The 23,081-nt window shown below is 43.4% G+C and carries 17 protein-coding genes; 11 read left to right on the forward strand and 6 right to left on the reverse strand.

The genetic code is table 11. The annotated features are described in order from the left end of the window. Positions 1 to 5: 5 nt before the first annotated feature. Genes QM738_RS14865 through QM738_RS14880 form a run of 4 tightly spaced genes read left to right on the forward strand, consistent with a single transcriptional unit; the run spans position 6 to position 7,694 of the window. Complete coding sequence (locus QM738_RS14865; RefSeq protein WP_462277512.1) at positions 6 to 1,004, forward strand: glycoside hydrolase family 43 protein; 999 nt, start codon at positions 6 to 8, stop codon at positions 1,002 to 1,004. Positions 1,005 to 1,034: 30 nt separating this feature from the next. Then, on the forward strand, positions 1,035 to 3,200 hold the full coding sequence (locus QM738_RS14870; RefSeq protein ID WP_462277513.1) for a family 43 glycosylhydrolase: 2,166 nt from the start codon (positions 1,035 to 1,037) through the stop codon (positions 3,198 to 3,200). 45 nt (positions 3,201 to 3,245) lie between these two features. Beyond that, the gene (locus QM738_RS14875) at positions 3,246 to 5,636 is read left to right on the forward strand and encodes an alpha-L-arabinofuranosidase C-terminal domain-containing protein (RefSeq protein WP_462277514.1); all 2,391 of its coding nucleotides are present in this window, start codon (positions 3,246 to 3,248) and stop codon (positions 5,634 to 5,636) included. A 27-nt stretch (positions 5,637 to 5,663) separates the two neighbouring features. Next, entirely contained in the window at positions 5,664 to 7,694 is a 2,031-nt protein-coding gene (locus QM738_RS14880; protein WP_462277515.1) for a DUF2264 domain-containing protein, read from the forward strand. 165 nt (positions 7,695 to 7,859) lie between these two features. On the opposite strand, the gene QM738_RS14885 is transcribed toward QM738_RS14880, so the two are convergent. Continuing rightward, positions 7,860 to 8,315, reverse strand: a complete 456-nt coding sequence (locus QM738_RS14885; protein ID WP_462277516.1) for a hypothetical protein — start codon at positions 8,313 to 8,315, stop codon at positions 7,860 to 7,862. 257 nt (positions 8,316 to 8,572) lie between these two features. Between QM738_RS14885 and QM738_RS14890 the strand changes: the two genes are divergently transcribed. After that, on the forward strand, positions 8,573 to 9,367 hold the full coding sequence (locus QM738_RS14890; protein WP_462277517.1) for a 5'-nucleotidase, lipoprotein e(P4) family: 795 nt from the start codon (positions 8,573 to 8,575) through the stop codon (positions 9,365 to 9,367). Between the two features lie 239 nt (positions 9,368 to 9,606). After that, the gene (locus QM738_RS14895; protein ID WP_462277518.1) at positions 9,607 to 10,407 is read left to right on the forward strand and encodes a hypothetical protein; all 801 of its coding nucleotides are present in this window, start codon (positions 9,607 to 9,609) and stop codon (positions 10,405 to 10,407) included. A gap of 28 nt (positions 10,408 to 10,435) precedes the next feature. Here the strand turns inward: QM738_RS14895 and QM738_RS14900 are convergent, their stop codons facing one another. Beyond that, entirely contained in the window at positions 10,436 to 12,298 is a 1,863-nt protein-coding gene (locus tag QM738_RS14900) for an alkaline phosphatase (protein ID WP_462277519.1), read from the reverse strand. 87 nt (positions 12,299 to 12,385) lie between these two features. After that, positions 12,386 to 12,820, reverse strand: coding sequence for a GNAT family N-acetyltransferase (locus tag QM738_RS14905; RefSeq protein ID WP_462277520.1), 435 nt, complete (start codon positions 12,818 to 12,820; stop codon positions 12,386 to 12,388). 152 nt (positions 12,821 to 12,972) lie between these two features. Between QM738_RS14905 and QM738_RS14910 the strand changes: the two genes are divergently transcribed. The 5 genes from QM738_RS14910 to QM738_RS14930 all read left to right on the forward strand — a co-directional run bounded on the left by QM738_RS14910 (position 12,973) and on the right by QM738_RS14930 (position 20,578). Beyond that, the gene (locus tag QM738_RS14910) at positions 12,973 to 16,275 is read left to right on the forward strand and encodes a SusC/RagA family TonB-linked outer membrane protein (RefSeq protein ID WP_462277521.1); all 3,303 of its coding nucleotides are present in this window, start codon (positions 12,973 to 12,975) and stop codon (positions 16,273 to 16,275) included. 61 nt (positions 16,276 to 16,336) lie between these two features. Further along, a complete protein-coding gene (locus QM738_RS14915) occupies positions 16,337 to 17,920 on the forward strand; it encodes a SusD/RagB family nutrient-binding outer membrane lipoprotein (protein WP_462277522.1) in 1,584 nt (527 codons plus the stop codon). Positions 17,921 to 18,001: 81 nt separating this feature from the next. Beyond that, a complete protein-coding gene (locus QM738_RS14920) occupies positions 18,002 to 18,832 on the forward strand; it encodes a tyrosine-protein phosphatase (RefSeq protein ID WP_462277523.1) in 831 nt (276 codons plus the stop codon). Positions 18,833 to 18,871: 39 nt separating this feature from the next. After that, positions 18,872 to 20,281, forward strand: a complete 1,410-nt coding sequence (locus QM738_RS14925) for an alkaline phosphatase (protein ID WP_462277524.1) — start codon at positions 18,872 to 18,874, stop codon at positions 20,279 to 20,281. Positions 20,282 to 20,323: 42 nt separating this feature from the next. After that, positions 20,324 to 20,578 carry a hypothetical protein gene (locus QM738_RS14930; RefSeq protein ID WP_462277525.1) on the forward strand — a complete coding sequence of 85 codons (255 nt, stop codon included), beginning with the start codon at positions 20,324 to 20,326 and terminating at the stop codon, positions 20,576 to 20,578. 31 nt (positions 20,579 to 20,609) lie between these two features. Here the strand turns inward: QM738_RS14930 and QM738_RS14935 are convergent, their stop codons facing one another. Genes QM738_RS14935 through QM738_RS14945 form a run of 3 tightly spaced genes read right to left on the reverse strand, consistent with a single transcriptional unit; the run spans position 20,610 to position 23,078 of the window. Continuing rightward, a complete protein-coding gene (locus QM738_RS14935; RefSeq protein ID WP_462277526.1) occupies positions 20,610 to 20,948 on the reverse strand; it encodes an FAD-dependent oxidoreductase in 339 nt (112 codons plus the stop codon). Next, positions 20,911 to 21,789: a TIGR03364 family FAD-dependent oxidoreductase gene (locus QM738_RS14940; protein WP_462277527.1), complete on the reverse strand. Its 879-nt coding sequence runs from the start codon at positions 21,787 to 21,789 to the stop codon at positions 20,911 to 20,913. The genes QM738_RS14935 and QM738_RS14940 overlap by 38 nt, the downstream gene beginning before the upstream one ends. After that, positions 21,765 to 23,078: a DUF5690 family protein gene (locus QM738_RS14945; RefSeq protein WP_462277528.1), complete on the reverse strand. Its 1,314-nt coding sequence runs from the start codon at positions 23,076 to 23,078 to the stop codon at positions 21,765 to 21,767. The genes QM738_RS14940 and QM738_RS14945 overlap by 25 nt, the downstream gene beginning before the upstream one ends. Between the last annotated feature and the right edge of the window lie 3 nt (positions 23,079 to 23,081).

Raw genomic sequence — 23,081 nt, forward strand, 5'->3', positions numbered from 1 at the left:
TGTATATGAATGCGGTTAAAAGATCGCTTGCGACTGTGATCATAGTTCTGTGCTGTACTGTTGTATATGCACAGAACCGTCAACCTGTGTTCAGGGAAAATGTGGACCTCGATTCTATCCGCTTGAGTGATCCTTTTATATTGGCTGATAAAAATACTTCCACTTATTACATGACAGGTACCGGCGGTTTATTGTGGAAGAGTAAAGACCTGCGAAAATGGACCGGGCCTTACGTGGTTGCCAAACCCGATACTGCATCCTGGATGGGACCCAGGCCTGCGATCTGGGCCGCCGAAATTCATTATTACAATGGCCGGTATTTTTATTTTGCAACATTCACCAACCGGAATGTAAAGATAGATACAGTGAAGGGCAATGCTATTGAACGACGGGCCTGTCATATACTGGTAAGCGATAAAGCAGAAGGGCCTTATGTGCCATTCGGCGACCCTGTTTATTTACCAGCCAATAAGCCAACACTGGATGCCACTTTTTGGGTGGATAAAGATGGCAAGCCTTATATGATCTACTGCCATGAATGGCTGCAGAACTGGAATGGTACTGTTGAGAAGATAGCGCTGAAACCCGGGCTGACCGGCACTTTTGGCGAACCCACTATTTTGTTCCGTGCAAAAGAATCGCCGTGGAGTAAGGAACGGGATGACAGCGGCAGGACGGTTGCTAATAAAGTAACGGATGGACCTTTTTTGTTTAGAACAAAAACCGGCAAACTGGGTATGATATGGACCAGTTGGGTATTTGACGTGTATACGCAGGGTGTTGCCTATTCTGGAAGCGGTACTTTAAATGGACCGTGGATACAGGAGCAGCAACCTATTACACCACCCAACTTCGGGCATGGCATGCTGTTCCGGAATTTTGAAGGCAAACTGCTGATGGTACTGCATAGTCACTATAACAATAATGGCAGGTATATTCGTGTGCCGCATTTATTTGAAGTGGATGACAGCGGCGATAAGATCATTATAGGCAAGGCATTTTAATATTGACAGAGCTATAAAATTATTTTGAAGATGCGATTTTCTACCGGGAAAAAATATGTGATGAGCCGAATGGTGTTTTTTATGTTGGCGCTTACGGTATCTTTTTTACAAACGGCGGCACAAAGTAAAAAGCAAACTGCTTACCTGTTTGTATACTTTACCGGTAACCGGGTAGAAGATGAATCCATACATTATGCGTTGAGTAAAGATGGCCTGCGTTTTTTTGCATTGAACAATGATCAACCTGTGATCGATTCAAAAAAGATCAGTTCAACAGGTGGTGTACGTGATCCGCATATACTGCGTGGCGCCGATGGCAAAACATTTTATATGGTGGCCACCGATATGGTATCTGCACAGGGATGGAACTCCAACAGGGCCATGGTATTATTAAAATCCACCGACCTGGTGAACTGGACATCGGCTGTGGTGAATATTCAAAAGCGTTTTGCCGGCAACGATAGTTTATTGAGGGTATGGGCGCCGCAAACCATTTACGATGCCAAAGCAAAAAAATACCTGGTGTATTTTTCTATGAAACATGGAAAAGACCCTGATAAAATTTATTATGCTTATGCCAACGATAGTTTTACCGACCTGGCAACGGAACCTCAACAACTATTTTTCAGTCCTGATAAAGCCGCCTGCATTGACGGTGATATTGCAGAGAAAGATGGTAAATTCTACCTGTTCTTTAAAACAGAAGACCGGCAGCCGGGAATTAAAATTGCGGTGGCTGATGCACTGACCGGCGAATATAAAATGCAAAGCGCCGATTATGTACAGCAAACCAAAAGCCCGGTGGAAGGCGCCGGCACTTTTAAACTGAATGATGGCAGCGGCTACATATTAATGTATGATATGTATACCAGCGGCAGTTACCAGTTTACTAAAACAACGGACTTTAAAAATTTTACGGTGCTGGATAAGGCTGTCAGTATGAATTTTCACCCGAGGCATGGTACGGTGCTGCCGGTTACAGCAGCAGAGGCAGAACGATTGATGGGTAAATGGGGAACAGCGGCTTCGTTCGCAGGTTCTGTCAGCTCTCCTAAAATAAGAACGATCAATACGAGTATTGACACAGCAGCCCAAACCATTTATGTTTCTGTAAAGCCGGGCACAAGGATCACAGCGGGCGATCTTTCTTTTGCATCTTTTCCTGCTGTAAGCATTCAACCCTCAAAAACTAACGTTAATGCCAACACGATCAACTATACGATCGGTATTGCGAACAGGAAACCTGAATTATGGAAAGTGAAGACGGTGGAAAATAATAACCCGGTATTGAATGGTTTATATGCCGATCCTGATATCATTTATTCGGAGAAAAATAAAAAATACTATATCTATCCTACCAGTGATGGATTCAATAACTGGTCGGGCACTTACTTTAAAACCTTTTCTTCCACCGACCTGGTGAACTGGAAGGAGGAAGGTATCATTCTTGATCTTGAAAAAGATGTGAACTGGGCCAAGAGAAATGCCTGGGCACCCTGTATACTGGAAAAGAAAATAAACGGCCAATACAAATACTTTTTTTATTTCTGCGCAGCACAAAAAATTGGTGTGGCGGTGGCGGATGATCCTGCAGGGCCTTTTGTTGATATGGGCAAACCATTGATCGATAAAAAGCCGGAGGGTATCAAAGGAGGACAGGAGATCGACCCCGATGTATTTACTGACCCTGTAAGTGGTAAAACTTATTTGTACTGGGGCAACAGCTATATGGCGGTGGCGGAAATGAATGATGATATGATCTCTATTAAGCAGGAAACTTTAAAAGTGATCACTCCCACTGATAAAACTTTTAGGGAAGGCACCACTGTTTTTTACCGCAATGGTAAATATTATTTTATGTGGAGTGAAGATGATACGAGGAGCGAGAATTACCGGGTGCGTTATGGCATTGCTGATGCGCCCACGGGCCCCATCACTATCCCCGCCAATAACCTGGTGCTGGCAAAAGATACTGCCGCACATATTTATGCAACAGGCCATAACTCGGTGATACAGGTACTGGGTAAAGATCAATGGTATATTGTTTATCACCGCTTTAATTATCCCAAAGGCATCAACATGGGCAGGGCTGCGGGCTACAACCGGGAAGTGTGTATCGATGTGTTGCAATTCAATGCGGACGGAACTATACAACAAACGATCCCTACACATAAAGGAATTACAGCACTGCAGTGATAGCAACAACAAATTTGTATAACTTTCAGTAGTTAAAAAAGACCAATGAAGAAACTGTTTCTTATACCATCAATGATATTGTGTGTAATAACTGCTTACGCCGGTAACCCCGATTCTGTTTTTGTGAAAGGATATGCCACCGGCAAAAATGATAACAAGAACGGTTTGCATATTGCTTACAGTTTTGATGGCAATAACTGGACAAGCATTGGTAATGAATTCTCTTTTTTAAGAAGTGATTATGGCAGGTGGGGATCGAGCAAAAAAATGTTTGACCCGGTACTGATCAAACTCAATGATAAATGGGCCTGTTATTTTTTTACAGAAGCCGAACATAAAGTAGTGGGGGTTACTTATTCGGAGGATCTTGTTTTATGGAAGCCGCAGGACTATTTTTCCTACGAAGAAGTAAAAGCAAAATACACCGCCGTATTTAAAGCCTTTGTTATGGGCACCCATAGTTATAAAGTGCCGTGGAGTTTTGCACAATCACTGATCGATCATACCGAACTGCAGACCTATAAAAATGCACAGAGCGATGTAACCGCTAAAAGCTTTGCAGAAAAGAACCCGGGATTAAAGCCGGTGAATGTTTCGCTGTCGGTAAATATGAATGCTAAAAAACAGATCAGCAATAATTTGATCGGCGTATTTTTTGAAGACCTGAATTATGCTGCTGATGGTGGTTTGTATGCAGAGCTGGTACAGAACCGGGATTTTGAATACTCGCCGAAAGACCGGAAAGAATGGAACAGCAGCAGCCAATGGAAGAGCAGTAAAGGACTGGTAAAGATAGACAGCATTGCACCCGTTAATAAAAATAACCCACATTATGCCACTATTGAAAACGGCGAAGTATTGGTGAACAATGGCTTTGATGGTATTGCTGTAGCTGCAGGGGAAAAATATACGATTTCTCTTTTTGCACGCTCTGCAAATAAAAGCAGTTTATCTGTTGTATTGACTGATAGTAATGGCAATAAACTCTCCAACGAAATAATGCTCGCTGTAAATACCAACAACTGGAAACAGTATGCTGCTGTGTTTACTGCCAACAGTTCTTTTAAATACGCCCGGCTTTCTGTAACTGCAAAAAAATATGCCACTGCAGTTGACCTGGTATCTCTCTTTCCTGCAAAAACTTTTAAGAACCGCAAGAATGGTTTAAGGAATGATCTTGCACAAGCGATCGCAGATATTAAGCCCCGCTTTATGCGCTTTCCCGGTGGTTGCCTGGCGCATGGCAATGGCCTGGATAATATTTACCGCTGGAAAAATTCGATCGGTAAACTGGAAGAACGCAAACCTGATTTTAATTTATGGGGTTATCACCAAACGATGGGATTGGGTTATTATGAATACTTCCAGTTTTGTGAAGATATTGGTGCGGAACCTTTGCCCGTGCTTGCTGCCGGTGTGCCTTGCCAGAACTCCAGCCATAACCAGCATACGGGTATTGCAGGACAACAGGGCGGTATACCGCTGAATGAAATGGATAGTTATATACAGGATATACTGGACCTGGTGGAATGGGCCAATGGAGATAAAACAACTACCTGGGGAAAGGTACGTGCAGCAGCAGGGCACCCGCAACCATTCAATCTTAAATACATTGGTATCGGTAATGAAGACCTGATATCGGAAGTTTTTAAAGAACGCTTTGCCATGATCTATAAAGCTATCAAAACAAAATATCCTGCTATTACTGTGATTGGAACGGTGGGGCCTTTTTACGAAGGCAGCGATTATAGTTTTGGATGGGATTTTGCATCGTCGCTTGGTGTGCCGATGGTGGATGAACATTATTATGTGCCGCCCGGATGGATGATCGACAACCAGGATTTTTATGATAAGTACGACCGGCAGAAACCCAAAGTATACCTGGGCGAATATGCTGCGCATGTAAAGGGCCGGCCCAATAATATGGAGACCGCACTTACGGAAGCGCTGTATTTATGCAACGTGGAAAGGAATGGTGACGTGGTATCGATGACCTCGTATGCGCCACTGCTTGCCAAGGAAGGCCGAACGCAATGGAACCCCGACATGATCTATTTTAACAACAGCGAAATAAAACCCACTACGGGATACGAAGTGCAAAAAATGTTTGGCAATAACAGCGGTGATGAATACATAGAGAGTACGGTGAGCATTGATAATAACAACACGGATGTGCAGCAACGTATTGCAAGATCTGTTGTAAGAGATACCAAAACCGGCGAACTGTTTATAAAACTGGTGAACCTGTTGCCTGTTGCCGCCACGATCGATTTTAAGAACATTGTGTTTAGTGATTACACAACAGCAAGAACTATTTTGCAGGGTAATCCCGATGATAAAAATGTAAAAGCTGTAACCACACAAAACGATGTGCAAAGCAATCAACTTGTTCTGCCTGCTTATTCTTTTACTGTTTTACAAATGAAGCACCCATAAAAAGGGCAGACACTATCACCATCATTCATGAAAAAGATCCTCATAGTTTTTTTGTTTGCGGTACCAACTGTACCCGCAACTGCACAACATGCTGTGCACAACCCTGCTTATTCGCAGCAGGTAAATGGTAAAACGATCTTTAAGATCGATCGGCCCGACCGTAAACGTAGCCCGTTTACCGGTATGACCCGGAAGAACTGGACCGATGCCGCCAAATATTTACTGGAAGGCGCCTTTAGTTATATACACTCCATTGATGACCCGATGCAGTTCCCGAAACAACCGGGCAAGAGTTATCCCAGGACGCCTTCGCAAATACCTACTGAAAAACTGGAAGGCCTGTGCCGCACTCTTTTTATTGCGGCGCCGCTGCTGAAGGAAGACAGCAACCTGCAGATAAATGGTATCAGGGTGGCTGATTATTACCGTCATAATATCCTGAATTTAATTGACTCTTCTAAAGCATCGTATATAAAACCACAGGCAAAGGGTGGTGGCCCCAGCCAAATACTGGTGGAGTTTGGCGCTTTATCTGTTTCTATGTTCTGCATACCGGAAATTATTTTCGATCCATTGCCAAAAGAAAAGCAAGCTGCACTGGCTGCCACCATGCTGAGCTATGGCGATGGAAAAACAGTAGGCAGCAACTGGAAATTCTTCAACATTTTTATTCTTAGTTTTTTTAAAAGTAAAGGTTATGCAGTGAATGAACCGCTGCTGCTGGAATACCTGGATAAATCGCTGGCGCATTACCGCGGCAATGGCTGGTACAATGATGCACCGGCCTATGATTATTACAGCATGTGGGCCTTCCAGATGTATGGACCTATATGGAGTGAGTTTTTCGGCAAGAAATATTACCCGGAGTATGCTGCTAAATTCATGCAGAACTTCAGCGAGGTGAAAAACAATTATCCCTACCTGTTTGGCCGCGATGGTAAAATGATCATGTGGGGCAGGAGTATGTCGTACAGGATGGGATCGGTGATACCTTTTGCATTGACAGGACTGGAAAAAAATGCCGGCACTAACTATGGCTGGATGCGGCGTATTGCTTCGGGCGTGTTATTGCAGTTTATACAGCATCCTGATTTTTTAAAAGATGATATTCCCACCCTGGGTTTTTACGGGGCATTTGAACCGACGGTACAACCTTATAGTTGTCGGGGCAGCGTGTTCTGGATGGGCAAGGCTTTTTTGAGCTTGCTGATACCGGCGGATAACCCTTACTGGACAGCTACAGAGAATGAAGGCCCTTGGGCAAAAACGCTGCAAAAAGGAAAAGTGTATAACAAATACCAGGATAGCTCGCATATACTGATCACCGATTATCCCAATATCGGCGCCAGCGAGGTAAGGGCCTGGTGCAAGGCAAAGGCCATCGGTGCCAATGAACCCTTTCGCTCCAGCGAGAATTATAACCGGCTTTCGTATAACAGCGCTTTTCCCTGGCAGGCCGATAGTGTGAACGGCGTGGTGGCGATGAACTATATTGTACAAAATAAGAAAGGGGAGTGGGAACCTTTGCGCCTGTATGATTTTAAGAAATTTGAGGATGGCGCTTATTACCGTGATGCTGTTTTAGAGACCAACCCGCATATCAAATTCAACCTGGTGGATATTACTTTGCCCAATGGTATACTGCGTGTGGACAGGATCAGCGCTGATACCACTGCAGTACTGCGATTAGGTCATTATGCCTTACCAAAACTAAAGGGTGCTATAAAGGAAACGAGGAAAACAATTGATGGACATGATGCGGTGATCATCGATAACGGCAAATACCAGCTTGCGATGATAAATGTGGAAGGATGGAAAGCAATAAATGCAATTGCCACTACAGGTGTACATCCTGAAAGTAATGAGAGTAAGGTGATCAATATTTCGGATACGCTTAACAGTGATACGAAACTATATATTAGTTTGCTGCTGTGGAAAAGATCGGGGGAGGGCTGGAGTGCCACGGACCTTTTACCGGTGAAAAGGGTGGATGACGGGAAAGATAGAGGGGTGGTGAGAATGAAGATAATGGGGAAGGAGACGACGATTGTGTATTAAGGGGAAAAGAGCGGGCGGACCATATAGGGGTTAGATTTTAGATACGCTGTTGGTGGAAGCCGGGACGGCAGCGAAGGGAATTGAACCACATAGGCACATAGGGGACATAGGGGGTGAAATTTTGGATACGCCGTTGGTTGAAACCCAGGCTGAGGAGAAGTATTTTTATTTTTTCTTATTATATAATATAATTTCTTGTGTATAACAGGCTTTATCCGTTTTAAATAAGCCTTTTGCAAATGCTTGTTGATGTATTTCCGGTATCTTCTTCAATTTTTTCATACGGAGCTTGTCTACTTGTTTGAGTGTTTTAAAATCATAGTAGCCACCTGACATTATTACAAGCTCTATTTCACTACAATTGTCTGCAGGGGTTATAATTGTTGGTTCGTACCCAACACCCCTGAATAATAGTTTTTTTACAGAATCAGGCACCTCAATTCTGAAGAAACCTTTTAAATCTGTACTGCCCACTTCGATTGAGCCATTAATTATAATATGAACTCCGAATATAGTATCTAATCGCTCAGAAATCACCCTTCCATAAATAGTTCTATTTTGCGCACAAAGGCTACCTGTTGAAAGAGCGGCTATAATAAAGATGATCATTAATTTCTTCATCCTGTTTTCAATCTTTTTTATTTATGAATTCATGTGTATAATGATACGATAATGGTTTTACCTGGCCAGTAACTGTACACAGTATAATGAAATTTTTAACGGTATAAAAGGCGGATCATTTTGAACACCAGTAGTTTCTTTTCTAATATACGCCAGGACAAGTACATGTTCTTCCCCTTTCAGTGAAAATCACAGTAATATTTTGCCTAAATTGCAGCCCGCTGCTATATCGCAGTTATGGAGCAAATCTATTGGTTATGAAATATATTATTGCTATTGTTGTTTTGTCGCTTGCAACAACAGCCTCTTTTGCGCAGGACAGTGTATCGTATAAACAACTGGAAAATGTGGTGCTGGAATATCCATTGCTGTACCAGCAAACCGCTGCGGAATACAGGGCCTTGTGCTACCAGGCTTTTAACACAGCAGCAATGCGGCTGAATGCCATACCTGCAAGAAAGATACGCAAACAGAAACTTGCTATTATTACCGACCTGGATGAAACGATACTGGACAACAGCTACAGCGACGGGCAACTGATAAAAGAGGGCAAACAATACAATAGCGCCAGCTGGAAGAACTGGACCGACCGGTCGGCCGCAACCGCGGTGCCCGGCGCCGTTGATTTTTTGAACCAGGCACATAATAAAGGCATCAGTATTTTTTATGTATCCAACCGTAACCCTGCTGCCATTGGCACCACACTCATCAACCTGCGAAAGCTGCAATTGCCCGATGCAGACAGCGCACATTGTTACTTTCAGACAGATAGCTCATCCAAAGAAAGCAGGCGGCAAATAGTGATGGGACAATATACTGTGATCATGCTGCTGGGTGATAACCTGAATGATTTTATGAACGTGTTTGAGCATGGCAACATTGCAGAAAGATTTAAACAAACTGATAACCAACGGGAACAATGGGGCAATAAATTTATTGTACTGCCCAATGCCACTTATGGCGAATGGGAAAATGCTATTTACAATTACAAACGCGGACTTACGCCACAGCAAAGAGAGGCTATACGTGTAAGCCTTTTGCAAGGTTATTAACCATCACTTTACAAATGCTGCTGTACTGATCAATCATTAACAGAAGATGGTTTATCCAGATCAAATATTCGACTAAATTGAGACAGCGCTGTTAAGAATTTAGTGGTGAGACTGCTATTGCATCATCTACGCAATAAAATACCGTATAAACACCTCTTGCAAAAGCTGGGTGTAAAAAGTATTTTTATAAGCGGTTTAATTGTGCTATTCGTTTTACACACCTCCCTAAATCAATTATCATGACAAGACAATGGACCAATGCAGGTAATGCTACCGACTGGTATACTGCCGGCAACTGGACACCCGCTACCGGCGCCACCGCCTGGGCAACCACCGATATTGCTGCGTTTCAAAATACGGGCACCGCTATTTCGGCAAGGATCAATATGAACACCAGGAACCTTTCGCTGGGCGCCATCAGCCTGTCGGCAAGAACCCGCGATCTGACTATCGGCAACTCCAGCCCCGTTGCAGGAACCGGGAAGCTGAAACTGAACGGTGCTACGGTAAATGGCATTGCCAACGTGATATTGAGCTCGGGCACGAATATTCCAACTTATACGCTTTTTATTAAAAAGAAACTTACGGGCCTTGCCAGTGATATGGGAGTGGTACTGGGCAACAGCACGGATAATATTGTGCTGCTGAATGGCGAGGAAGGTAGTGCTATACAGATCAGCGCACCCATCAGCGGTGCAGGTAAAAAGCTAACACTGAGAACAACGGTCAGTTCGGGAGGTATACTCACCTTATCGGGCGCCAACACTTATACCGGCATGACCACGGTGAATGCACGGCATGGTTCTATTGTGCTGGCCAAACCCGGCGGTGGTACACTGCCTGCCACTAACGACGTTACCATATCGGACGGTAAGCTGCATATCAAGACCAATCAAACATTAAGAAATGTGATAGTAGGCGGCAATGGTATTTTACTGATAGACCCTGGCGTTGTACTAACTATTAAGGGTAGACTGGATTACGGCACCCTGCAGTTTCCGGGCGGAAGCGTTAGCGGTACTATTGTATTTGCTCCTTAATAATAAAACTGCTGCAGAACGGTTTGCACTATTTTGCGGGTATGCCCAATGCGGCCATTATTTTATAAAACAATTCGGTGTTCTCGTACACACCGGTAAAATTGTGCGACATAGGGCCGTAAGCAAATACAGGCACGGGTAATGCCGTATGATCGTTGGTGGAGAATTTACCACTCACATATCCTTTACTATAATCGCCGGCGAGTAAGGTGAGGCCGCCTGTTTCGTGATCGGCAGTTACGATCACCAATGTTTCGCCATCTTTATCTGCAAAGCGCAATGCTTCACCCACTACTTTATCAAAGTCGGTTGCTTCGCTTACTACATAAGGTAAATTGTTGGCATGGCCACCGTAATCTATCTGCGCTCCTTCGGTCATGATAAAAAAGCCATCTTTATTTTTTGAAAGAATGGAGAGTGTTTTTAAAAAAGCATGCTGTAACCAATTGCCCCGGCCATTGAGGATGGAAAGGCCTGCCTGCTTTTCGATGACCACCCATTTTTTAGTGGTATCATCGGTAACGCTGCCGATGGTATTTACAACCGTAAACTTTGGTTGCAGCTCGTTTAATAAAGGTGCAGAAATATATTGCCTGCCATCATCGTTCAATAGTTTTACATTGGCCAGACTTTCGTTGCCTGAACCCATCAGAATAGTTATGGGTGCATCTTTCAGATCTCTTAACACCGCGATGGAGCTATCCCTTTCTTTTTGATGGGCATAAAAATCGGCGGGTGTGGCATCGGTGATATCGCCACAGGTAACCAGGCCTGTTTTTATTTTTCTTTTTTGCAGGTACACCGGTATTAATGGAAGGGCTTTGCCGGTATGATCCACACCTACAGAACGGTTATTGGTTTTTTGGCCCGATGCAATAGAAGTGGCGCCGGGTGCAGAATCGGTGATATAATTATCGTAGGAACTTGTTTTGGATAGCCCGGTATTTTTTATGTTGAAGATATTGAGCTGTGCATGATTGGCGGTATAGGCTGCATAGAGCTGCGGCAGACTGCAACCATCGCCGATCAGTAATATAATGTTCTTTACTTTTTTATTGCTGCCATCAGTTTTGTAAGTTGGCTGGTAACATTGGTACTGCTGTGGCGAAGTATAAGAGTTGAGTGAAAGCTGGGAGAAGAATACGGACAGTTCGGTGATATGATCGGTATTGATATAATCCACACCGGCATTCATCAACTGGTACCAGGCATTGGTAAAGTCGGGCGCATTCCAGAACCGTATTTTTTTATGCTTTGCATGCACCTGCGCAATGATGGAATCAATTACTGCTGCATCGGGTTCCGCTAAAATTCCTTTGCCGTTCCAGTTAGTATAGCTTTTCAGGTTTGCACTGAACAAAGGGATCCTGTCCAACGCAGCAGCGCTATATTCTTTTTGTAATTCCCCATCAAAAAGAATAAAGGAAGGATAACGGGACCAGGAAGCCGGTTCGGGCCTGTTGCCGGTGATGACAAAGTGCAGTTTTTTTAAAGCAGTGAGCGCAGGGTATTTATTTAATACAGTTACTAATTTATCCAGTGTGGCAACCGCTTCCGTTTTTATATCTACCAGCAATTGCAGTTGCAGCGCCGTGTCTTTATATACCTGGTTATTATTTTCCGTTACTTTTTTCAGCAGGGGATCGAGGTATAGATTTTCCAGTGTGCGCCGGTATTGTATATCATTTTCTGTATGGCCTACTATCAATGAATCGTGCCATAAAAAAATATCGGCTTCCATGGAACCGAAGTCTTCGCTGTAAGCCGTTTGAAAAGGGAATTTATTTTCATAATCATTGTGCGAATGAGCATTGGCTGTAGTGTAATGACTGGTTTGTGCACCCACTGTACAGCACATTAATAGTAACAGCAACACCAGGCAATGCTTCATTTAAATTGTTTTATACAGTAAAAATAGTGCAGGGCGGGGCACCGGAAATGTATTTATATAAGCTTAATAATATTTTCATGCAGCAACTCAGGATAACTGCTTCACGAATTTTTTGTGCGTACCCTTAAATTCCAGCTGTTCATAAAATACATGCGTCTGCAATCTTTTGTTTTGTGCTGTTACTTCCAGGTTGATACAGCCATTTGTAAGCAACAACTGCTCCAGCGTATGTACCAATAATTTACCCACGCCTGATTTCCTGTACGCCTCTTCCACAAACAATTCCTGTATCTCGGCCACTTTTGCGCAATGGTGCAGCAGCTGCTGTATATGACAGCTGATGAAGCCGATTATTTTTTCCTGCTCTGTTGCCACCAGGTAATAATGACCGGCGTGGTTGATATTTGCTTCAAACATTGTGGTGAATCTTTCTTTATCAAAACTGGTTTCTTCCAGCTGGCAGATGAATTGATAAATGCTTTCTGCATCGCCGGTTTCAGCTGTTCTTATTTTATATAACATGCTATACCCGTTTACAATGTTTATAAATGATGTCGAAAATATTATGAAAAAGTTATTGCACGGTAAACAAATCAACACCTTTGTGTTAACGGCGGCTTTTTAGTATTTACTTAACATTGCGCTGGTAATGTTGCATAAAAATCAAAACTATTATGCAAGCACTACAAAAAAAGATAACAGCAGTTGCCGCTTTGCTGTTATTTTTTATTTCCTCCGTTTTTGCACAGGAACGGGTTATTTCAGGCTCCGTAAAGAATAAGGACGGCATTGGTATTTCGGGAGCCACCATCCGCTCATCAGGAACCAACAGGTCAACGGTGACGGATACACTGGGTAATTTCAAGATCAACCTCAGCGATGCAGATAAAACGGTGAACGTAACTTCACTGGGCTTTTTTCCAAAATCCTTCCCGGTTACTTCGGGCAGCAGCTTTAATTTTATTTTACAGGATGATCCCAAATCTTTAACAGAAGTAGTGGTTACTGCTTATGGTATCAAGAAGGAAGTGAAAAGAATTGGTTACTCTGTACAGGAAGTAAAAGGTTCGGACCTTACCAAAGCAAGAGATGCCAACCCTATCAATTCACTGGCAGGTAAAGTAGCCGGTTTATCAGTAGGCGCCAGCTCGGAAATGTTGGGCCGCCCTGAAATTGTGTTACGTGGCAGCAAGGATCTTTTATTTGTAGTGGATGGCGTTCCGGTAAATACAGATACCTGGAATATCAGCCCTGATGATATAGAATCTTACAGTGTGTTGAAAGGCGCTAATGCTGCAGCACTATACGGTTTTCGTGGACAGAACGGTGCCATTGTTATTACCACCAAGAGAGGTAGTAAAGAAAAAAGAGGCTGGCAGATAGATGTGAATACCAGCACTTCTTTTGAAAAAGGTTTTATTGCAGAACCAAAATCGCAGGTGGAATATGGCCGTGGTACTACTTTTAAATACAGCTATGGCGATCAATTGTATGATAACTCACAACGTTTACCGGAATGGGGTCCGCGTTTTGAAGGACAACTGGTAAAACAGTATAACAGCCCTTACGATCCAGTAACAAGGATCAGGACCGCCACTCCATGGCTGGCACGTGGCGTGGACAATTTTGAAAAATTCATGCAGACCGGTATCATCAATACCAATAACATTTCTCTTTCTTCTGCATCCGACCGTTCTGATATCAGGATATCCGTATCTAACATGAACCAGAAAGGTACGGCGCCTAACACCAGGCTGAATTCTTATTCGCTGGGTGTGAATGCAGGATATAATATCACCCCTAAATTAAGGCTGGAAACCAGTGTGAACCTTAACAAACAATACAGCCCTAATATCCCCGATGTGAACTACGGACCTAACTCTTATATATACATGTTTAAAGTATACGGTTCGGCTGATTATGATATCGACGACCTGAAAGATATTTATAAAGGCCCGCAGGGTGTACAGGACCTGATACCTTATGCACAGGAATACGGCCGTGAGAACAGCGCCTGGTTCATTGCAAAAAAATGGCTGCGCTCGCACGATAAACTGGATGTGAATGGGTATGTAAAAGCGGTGTACAAATTCAGCAATGCTTTAAGCTTAAGCCTGCGCACACAGGTAAGCACCTGGAACCAGGTAAGAACAGAAAAAGTACCTGCAGGCATTAACCTGAATACGTATACTCCCTGGTATTATTTTGGCTGGTACGGCGACTATCGCGAAGACAGGCGTAACCTTACAGAGAATAATACGGACCTGATTCTGAACTTTGACAAACGCATCAGCAAATTCAATATTTCTGCATTGGCAGGCGCTGCTGAACGTTCGTTCATGTACAACTCGTCTTATGCCACCACCAAGGCTTTGGCAGTACCGAATGTATACGCACTTACCAATACACAAACGCAGTTCTCTGCATTTACATGGGGCTCCAGGATGCAGGTGTACAGCGCCTTTTATTCATTTGATGTTACGTATAATAAATACCTGACCTTGTCGCACACCGGAAGGATGGACAATCTTTCCACGCTGCCAAAAGGTAATAAAACATTCTACTATCCATCTGTTTCATTGAGCACAGTGCTGAGTGATTATATTGCATTCCCTAAAGCGATCTCTTTTGTAAAGCTCAGGGGCTCTTATGCAAATGTTAAGGGCGGTCTTACTTCTCCAACCGTTACTTCTGCTTACACTATGTCAACCGGTAAAAGCACCAATGGCGGTTTACTGGGTTATGGTACCGACCTGCAAAGTTCTTACGACGGACCGAGCTACCAGAACCAGAATGCGTATAGCCTTATCAGTTACTACAACAACACACCTTCTGTTAGCTACTTGCCTAATATAGCTAACCCGGATATCAAGCCATTTACCGTGTCTTCTATTGAAGCAGGTTTGGATATGAAATTTTTACACAACAGGTTAGGACTGGATGTTACTTACTTTAACAGTAAGAACGGACCGATCATTTTCCCGCTGCCGATAGCTGCTTCTACAGGCTATGAAACCAAAAATGAAAATGCGCTTACTACTGTTAAGAAAGGTTTCGAGATCGCATTGAGCGGCAGCCCGCTGAAGAGTGCCAAAGGTTTGAACTGGGACATGCTTGTAAATTACTCTACTTATAAAGAAACACTGAAAGAGATCTATGGTACAGAACCCGTGATCTCTATCAATGGACACAGTTACAAAGTTGGAGAGCGTATGGATGCTATCTATGTACCTGGTTTTGTAAGGGATGGAAGCGGTAATATCGTATACAGTGGTGGTTTGCCTTTACGTGCACCTTCTGATATCGGCAACAATACTTTTGTAGGTTATGCCAACCCTGATTATACTTTCGGCATCAACAACCGTTTTGCTTACCGCAATTTTTCTTTGAGCTTCCAGTTCGACGGAAGGATCGGTGGCAAGATCTATGATGAAGTATACCATGATGGTATGAATGGCGGTACTGCTATTGAAAGCGCTACCGGCGATTTTGGTACTGCACGTTTAGCAGAATGGCAAACCACCAGCAATGGTACCGTAGCACCAACAGGTAAATATATTGCACCGGGTGTTAAGATCGTATCCGGTACACCAATTTACAGCGGCGGTAAGATCACCAATATGGGCGACCTGAAATTTGCTGCCAACGATGTGGCCACTACAGTACAGAACTTTATATCATCCGGTATCGGTAACGTAAATGAATACTGGATGGTGGACCGCTCTTTTGCCAAGCTGCGTGAAGTAGCGATCGGTTATACTATTCCTGCATCGGTATTTGCCAATTCAAAGATCGTAAGGTCTGCCACCATTTCGCTCGTGGGCAGAAATCTTTTGTACTTCGCAAAAAGAAAGGATATGGATATGGACCAGTTTGCTTCGGGTTACAATGCATCTGACCGCTCATTAGGTAATGGAGGTTTATTGCAGAGTATGACCGGCCGCCGCTTTGGTTTTAATATCAACGTAAGCTTTTAACCAGTACTATAAAGACCATTATTACTGAACCAGTTTCAGTACAATCATAAAAAATAAAAACATGAAAAATATTAAACATCATTTACTGGGATTAGCGCTGATCGTTACAGCGGCCAGCGGTTGTCAAAAGGGCGACCTGCTTTCCAATCCCAACGTGGCTGCAGAAACTTCTACCGTTCCTGCATCACTGATATTGAATAACATTACTGCTAACCTGATGCGGGAAGAAGAACCGGTGATCTCTACCGTATACAGGTATAACCAGAACATTGTTTCTAATTACCCGTATTATTTTGGTTCCAACTCCTACAACTGGTCCAACAGCGGTCATACCTACGATATCATCCGCTATTGCAGCAAGCTGGAAGAACAGGCGCAGAAACAATATGGCAATACCACCAACGTGTATTTTGCACTGAGTAAATTTTTCAGGGCTTATGCATTTATCTGGACCAGCCAGCGCCTGGGCGATATTCCCATGAGCCAGGCCGGTGATGTAAATAACCTTACACCGGTATACGATAAACAACACGACGTATACAAGAACTGCCTTGCATTGCTGGATACTGCCAATACCATGCTGGGCAACCTGTATTCCGCGTCTACTGCCAATAATAAAGTGGATGCCACCGGCGATATCTACGGCCTTACTTACCTGCAATGGCGTAAAGTGGTGAACACTTATAAACTGCGTGTACTCATCAGCTTAAGTAAAAGAGCAGATGATAATGCAGACCTGAACATCAAAGCGCAATTTGCTGCCATCATTGCCGATCCGGTTAAATACCCGGTAATGACCGCCAACAGCGATAACCTGAATTATAAATACACAACTGTTACGCTGTATCCACCCAACAGGTCGGGCAACGCACCTTACAACAATTGCGAAAACGTAAGCCAGACCTTTTACAATGTAACGGCTGCTTACAAAGATCCCCGTGTGTTTGCACTTACCATTCCTGCGGCTGCGCAGATAGCTGGTGGTAAAACCGCTGCTGATTTTACTGCTTATGTAGGAGAGGACAATGCTAAATCGCAAGGTATCATGTCGAGCTTTTCTGCCGATGGTAAATACTCCAACCTCAGCTACAGCAGGTATATGTCATCTGCTACCGGTGCCAATGCAGAGCCTTATATTATTTTAGGATATCCTGAATTGTGTTTCAATATTGCAGAAGCGGCTTACCGTGGATGGATCACCGGTGTGGACCCTGCTACCTGGTACAACAAAGGCATCGATGCATCAATGGATGTATATGCTTTAACACAAGGAAAAGTATTGAACATGAGCAGCGTGGATGGAACTACCAGCTATGGTACTGTAACAGTTGACATTGCTACTTTTAAAGCCAATGCCAATGTTTTCTATACACCTGCCAATGGCTTAACGCAGATATTGACACAGAAATACGTGGCCTTCTTTATGAACTCCGGTTACGAAAGTTATTACAACTGGCGCAGAACAGGCATACCAACCTTTAGCCAGGGCGGCGATGGTATTGGAACGGCTAATAAACAAATTCCGCTGCGCTGGCAATACCCGCAGTCGGAAATAAGCTACAACAATACCAACTATGCTGCGGCATTATCATCACAGTTTGGTGGTTCGGATGATATCATGGCTAAAATGTGGCTGATCAAATAATAAGTACCGGCTTTTATACATCATAAGAGGAAGGAATTTTTCTTCCTCTTATTTCAATTAATAAACTACAATCACAAACAGATGAGATCCTTTTTCTTATTCCTCTTTTTAATTAGTACTATACCTGACGCATATACGCAAATTGCAGACAGCTCACAAAGAATGGTAAAATTAAAAGGCGCCCTTAACTTCCGGGATATCGGTGGCTATACCGCCGCCAAAGGTAAACATGTAAAATGGGGAAAGATCTACCGCAGTGCGGAGATCAATAATCTTACAGCAGCAGACCTGGATAGCCTGCAGGCCAGGCATATCAGCTATGTAATGGATTTTCGCGGCCCCGCAGAAGTGAGCGTGGCAATGGATAAATTACCTGTGGGCGCCACCCGTATCTCTTTACCTGCTGGCAGCGAAAATGTGGGCGGCGACCGCTCGAAGATGATGGAAATGATGAGCAAGGCCAATAACGGCGACAGCATTATGCTGCCTTTTTATACCAATATTCAATCTTTTACGGACCGTTACAAACCGGTGTTTGCAACACTTTTAAAAAATAATGAGGACAGTGCTGTGCTGTTCCATTGCACAGCTGGCAAAGACCGTACCGGCATCAGTGCTGCATTGATATTGTATGCACTGGGTGTGGATGAAAAAACGATCATGCAGGATTACCTGGCATCTAATTATTACCGCCAGGCAGGCAATGAACAAATGCGGAAAATGCTGGTGAATAATTACCATATTAAAGAAGATGTGGTGGATGATGTGATGATGGTAAAAGAAAAATACCTTACCGCTACATTTGATACCATTAAAGCAAAATACGGCAGCATTGATAAATACCTTGCGTCTGAAATGGGGCTTTCAAAAAAATCCATCAAAAAATTAAGGGCCATGTACCTGGAAAACTAAATTGTTGTAAAACGATCTATTTAAAACACCACTACCATTATGCAAAGAAGAAACTTCCTCCGCAACTCGGGCCTTACACTACTGGGTACTAATTTATTACAACCCGTAACAGGTTTTGCACAGAGCAATAAAAAGAACGGGCCATTAAAACAGCAGGCAAAGAATATCATTTTTATGGTGAGCGATGGTATGAGCAGCGGCACTTTGACCATGGCTAATATCTTGCTGGAGCGTAAGTATGGCAGGCAAAGCACCTGGATGAAATTGTACCACGAGAATAAAGTGGCCCGTGCATTGATGGATACGGCATCAGCCAGTTCAATTGTTACCGATTCTGCTGCAGCCAGCAGCGCCTGGGGTGGTGGTGTAAGGGTAAAGAACGGCGCCTTGAATGTGGATATGAAGGGTGTTTTTCATAAACCTATTTTACAGAAATTTAAAGCAGCAGGTAAATCGGTGGGCTGTGTTACCACGGTGCCCATTACGCATGCCACGCCGGCGGGCTTTTGTATCAATAACAATACAAGGGGCGATCAAAGCGAAATTGCCCTGCAGTACCTGCCATTGAAGTTTGATGTAATGATGGGAGGCGGCAGTGAGTTCTTTAGTGCCGGTAAAAGAAAAGATAAGCAGGATGTATTTGTGCTTTTTGAACAAAATGGGTATACGGTTGTAAGAGACAGGCAGGACATGCTGTCGCTTGATATTAACAGTAACAAACCGGTGCTGGGTGTTTTTTATGAGAATGGTTTACCCTTTACGCTGGACATGGAGCAGGATAAACAACTGCAGCAGGCTGTGCCCACGCTGGCTGAAATGACCAGGACAGCGATCAGCAAACTCAATAAAAACAAGAACGGGTTTGTAATGCAGGTAGAAGGCGGAAAGGTAGACTGGGCGGCACACTCCAACGACAGCCCTGCAATTTTGTATGACCAGGTGGCATTTGATGATGCCATTAAAGTGGCCATTGAATTTGCAGAACAGGATAAAAACACCTTGGTGATCATTACTACCGATCACGGTAACTCGAACCCGGGCTTTTATGGGGAGAATGCAGAGTTTGATAAAGTACAAAATATTAAACACACCAATGAATGGATATTGAAATCGATCAATAAGAATTTTACAGAACAACAGGTGATCGACCTGGTGGAATCGGCACAGGGCATTGTTTTTAAAAGGGAAGAAGCGGCACAGATCATGAAGCATTATACTGCGATGGATGGAGATGGCCTGTACAATCCTTATAAACTGCCTTTTGAATTGCTGGCACAGTTGCAGAAACCCTATACCACTATTGGCTGGGGAGCAATGGATCATTCCGCCGATCATGTGGAGCTGTGTATGTATGGCCCCGGTAAAGAACTGCTGAACGACTTTGTTAAGAATTACGAATTGCACAACCTGATGCTGCAGGCCGCAGGGATGGAAGTGAAAAAAGCATAAGGCAAACATTATTCATCGTTATACAACAGCACCAGCACCAGTATGCCCTCGATCAGTAAAACTGCGCATTATAAATTTGCAGCAGCAACCAAAAATTTTTTGATACAGGAGCATCCTCCTGAAGCAGCAGCATTATTGCAGCAACAGTTCTCTCAACTGGAACTGATCTTTCAAAAGTATAATGACCGCATAGCAGAATTATACGCCATGATCAACGATTATGAGAAAACGCAGAAGAGTATCCGGCTGAACATTAAAAAGATGACCAAAGAAACAGAACGGATACTATTGAAATAAACGAGAAGGGGTACACGCTTTTTGCATAAACTCAATCTTTCATATACCCGTAAGACAAGCCTGCTTTTTGCTGATCGCCTGCCACCTGCTCCACGATCTCTTCTGCAAGGCCGAAAGACAAGGTCATGCCGGCGCCGCCCACACCATTCAGAATATACACGCCCCTGTCGGGAGAAAGGAATATTTCTGTATCGCCATTGGTTAGTTTTGGATAGATACCATGCCATGTTTCTGCAATATTATGTACATCTATCTTTAAAAAACTTGTTAAGTAATCCGTGATCAGTTTGTTGATAGCAGCTTTATCAAATGGCTCAAAGCTCAAACCATATTCATGAGAATCGCCAATGGTGATTTCTCTTCTTACCATTTTGTGCCGCCATCACATGAATGCCATGATCTAAATATTCTTTTCTTTCTTCCATCATTTTCTGCTGTAATGCCGCAAGGGAAGGGGCTGCTTTAAAACTATTGTAATGCAATAAAGATAAACCACCGCATATGGCTGTTTTGATACGGTTGTTCTGTGATAAAGGCCCAGTACGCATCATCTGCAGTTTGCATTTGGTCAACGGTAGCCGCTGGAATTCTTCAGGATACAAAGTTTCAAAATCAGCGCCACTGCAAACAAAGATGATATCCGCTTCATGCTCTTCTTCATTACCGATATACACTGTTTGATCGGCGATATAAGTAACACATTTGTTCCAGTAAAAACTCACCTGGTATTTCTCCTGCAGGTAACCCGGCAAAGCTGCAATTGCTTCCCGTGGATCGATCAGCAATTCTTCGGCGCTGAATAAACCGCCCAGCAAATCCTGCGTATTCACATGCTCGTAATCTGCTGCAATTTTATCAGCCGGTAATAAAGTGACTTCTCTATAATCTTTTCTAAATTCAGTTTCCAGTTCCTGCAATACCTGCCATTCTTCTTTGCTGTAAGCAACATGCAGGCTGCCTGAATGTTCGTACCAGAAACCTGCTTCTATTGCAATATCCTTCCATATCTGCCTGCTGCGCATGGCACGCTGGTACAAAGCGCCGGTTGGCTGACCAATGGGCCATATCATACCAAAATTTCTTACAGACGCACCCACGGACTGTTCGCTGCGTTCAAATACTTTTACGCTGAATCCTTTTAAAGATAAAGCTCTTGCAGTGGCCAGTCCTACAATACCGGCGCCTATTACGATGGCTGATTTTTGTTCCATATTTTTTTAAATAGCTTTGAATGTATATTTAAACTGGTGGCAATAAGGAGCACACCCAGTATTGCAGAAGTATAAAAAAGAAAAGTAAAGAAGGCGGTCCAGCTGTATTTTACCGGCATGAATTCTTTTATCAACAGCACCGTTACTGTTCCAAGATACCCGAAAGCATCGGCGATATACATTACAAAACCAAAATTGCCATTGATCTTATACGTAGCGATCATCCTTTCAAAGTACAGGCAATTAAAAGGAAGATAAGCGAGATAGAGTCCCGTGGTTGCAATAAGCATCCATGCAAAAGTGGGCAGCAGGTGTATATTAAAACAAAGTGTTGCTGTGGCAGAAAATGCAAGGCCTGCCAATACCAGGTAATGGCTGCCTTTGAATGCACGGTAATTATTTTTTACTATCACAAAAGCGCCCATTACCACCAATACGATCAATGAGATAATGGTATTAAGCCTTGTAAAAATGCCCGCATTGTTCTGGTAACCTGTTTCTATCCATAATTCATTGGAAAAATCTTCGCAAAAATCTCTTACAATAGTGAATATGGCATAAGATAATACAATGGGGATAAGTGAAGCGCCAAATGTTTTTAAGAATTGTTTTCTTTCATCTCGGCTCATGGGTTTCCGTATGCTGCGCAAAGCGATATCCTGTTCCGTTGGTCCCGGTGAGCGGTGTAATAAATATACTGCAACGATCAATGGTACTGCAAAGATGGCGCCTGCTGTAAAAGGCATCCATGTTTCGGAAATCTGCCAATCGAGCAGCAACCATTTACCTACTGTTTTTGCAAGGCCCGAAGCAAAAATAAAACTGGTGGCCAGCACAGCGCCCAGTATCTCGGTGGTTTGTCTTCCTTCCAGGTAACCGAATACCAAGCCAAACACCATTCCCAAAGGCAAACCATTAATAAAAAGACAAACAATATTATATGGTGCAGGAATTATTGCAAATAATAACAGTGATGCCCATGCAATGCCGATACAATAAAGAATGTAAGCCGCTCTCCTGGTTGGCTGCATTTCGGCAATGAACCTGATGCCATAAAATTTACTGCACATATAACCCAGCACCTGCGCTATCACCAGGCATACTTTGTAAGAAATGCCCATAAAACTGCTGTTGCTGTAAGTAGCGGCGGTATAAGGTTTCCTGAAACCATACATGCAGGTATAGATCACAAAAGCACAAAGCGAAATATAGATCACCACCACCAACGGAGATCGTGTAAGCGACGCCGTATTGTTTTTTTGCCTGGTGGTGGAAAGTGTTACCTGCATAGC

This window comes from Ferruginibacter sp. (genome assembly GCF_049840995.1).
Taxonomy (GTDB): domain Bacteria; phylum Bacteroidota; class Bacteroidia; order Chitinophagales; family Chitinophagaceae; genus Ferruginibacter.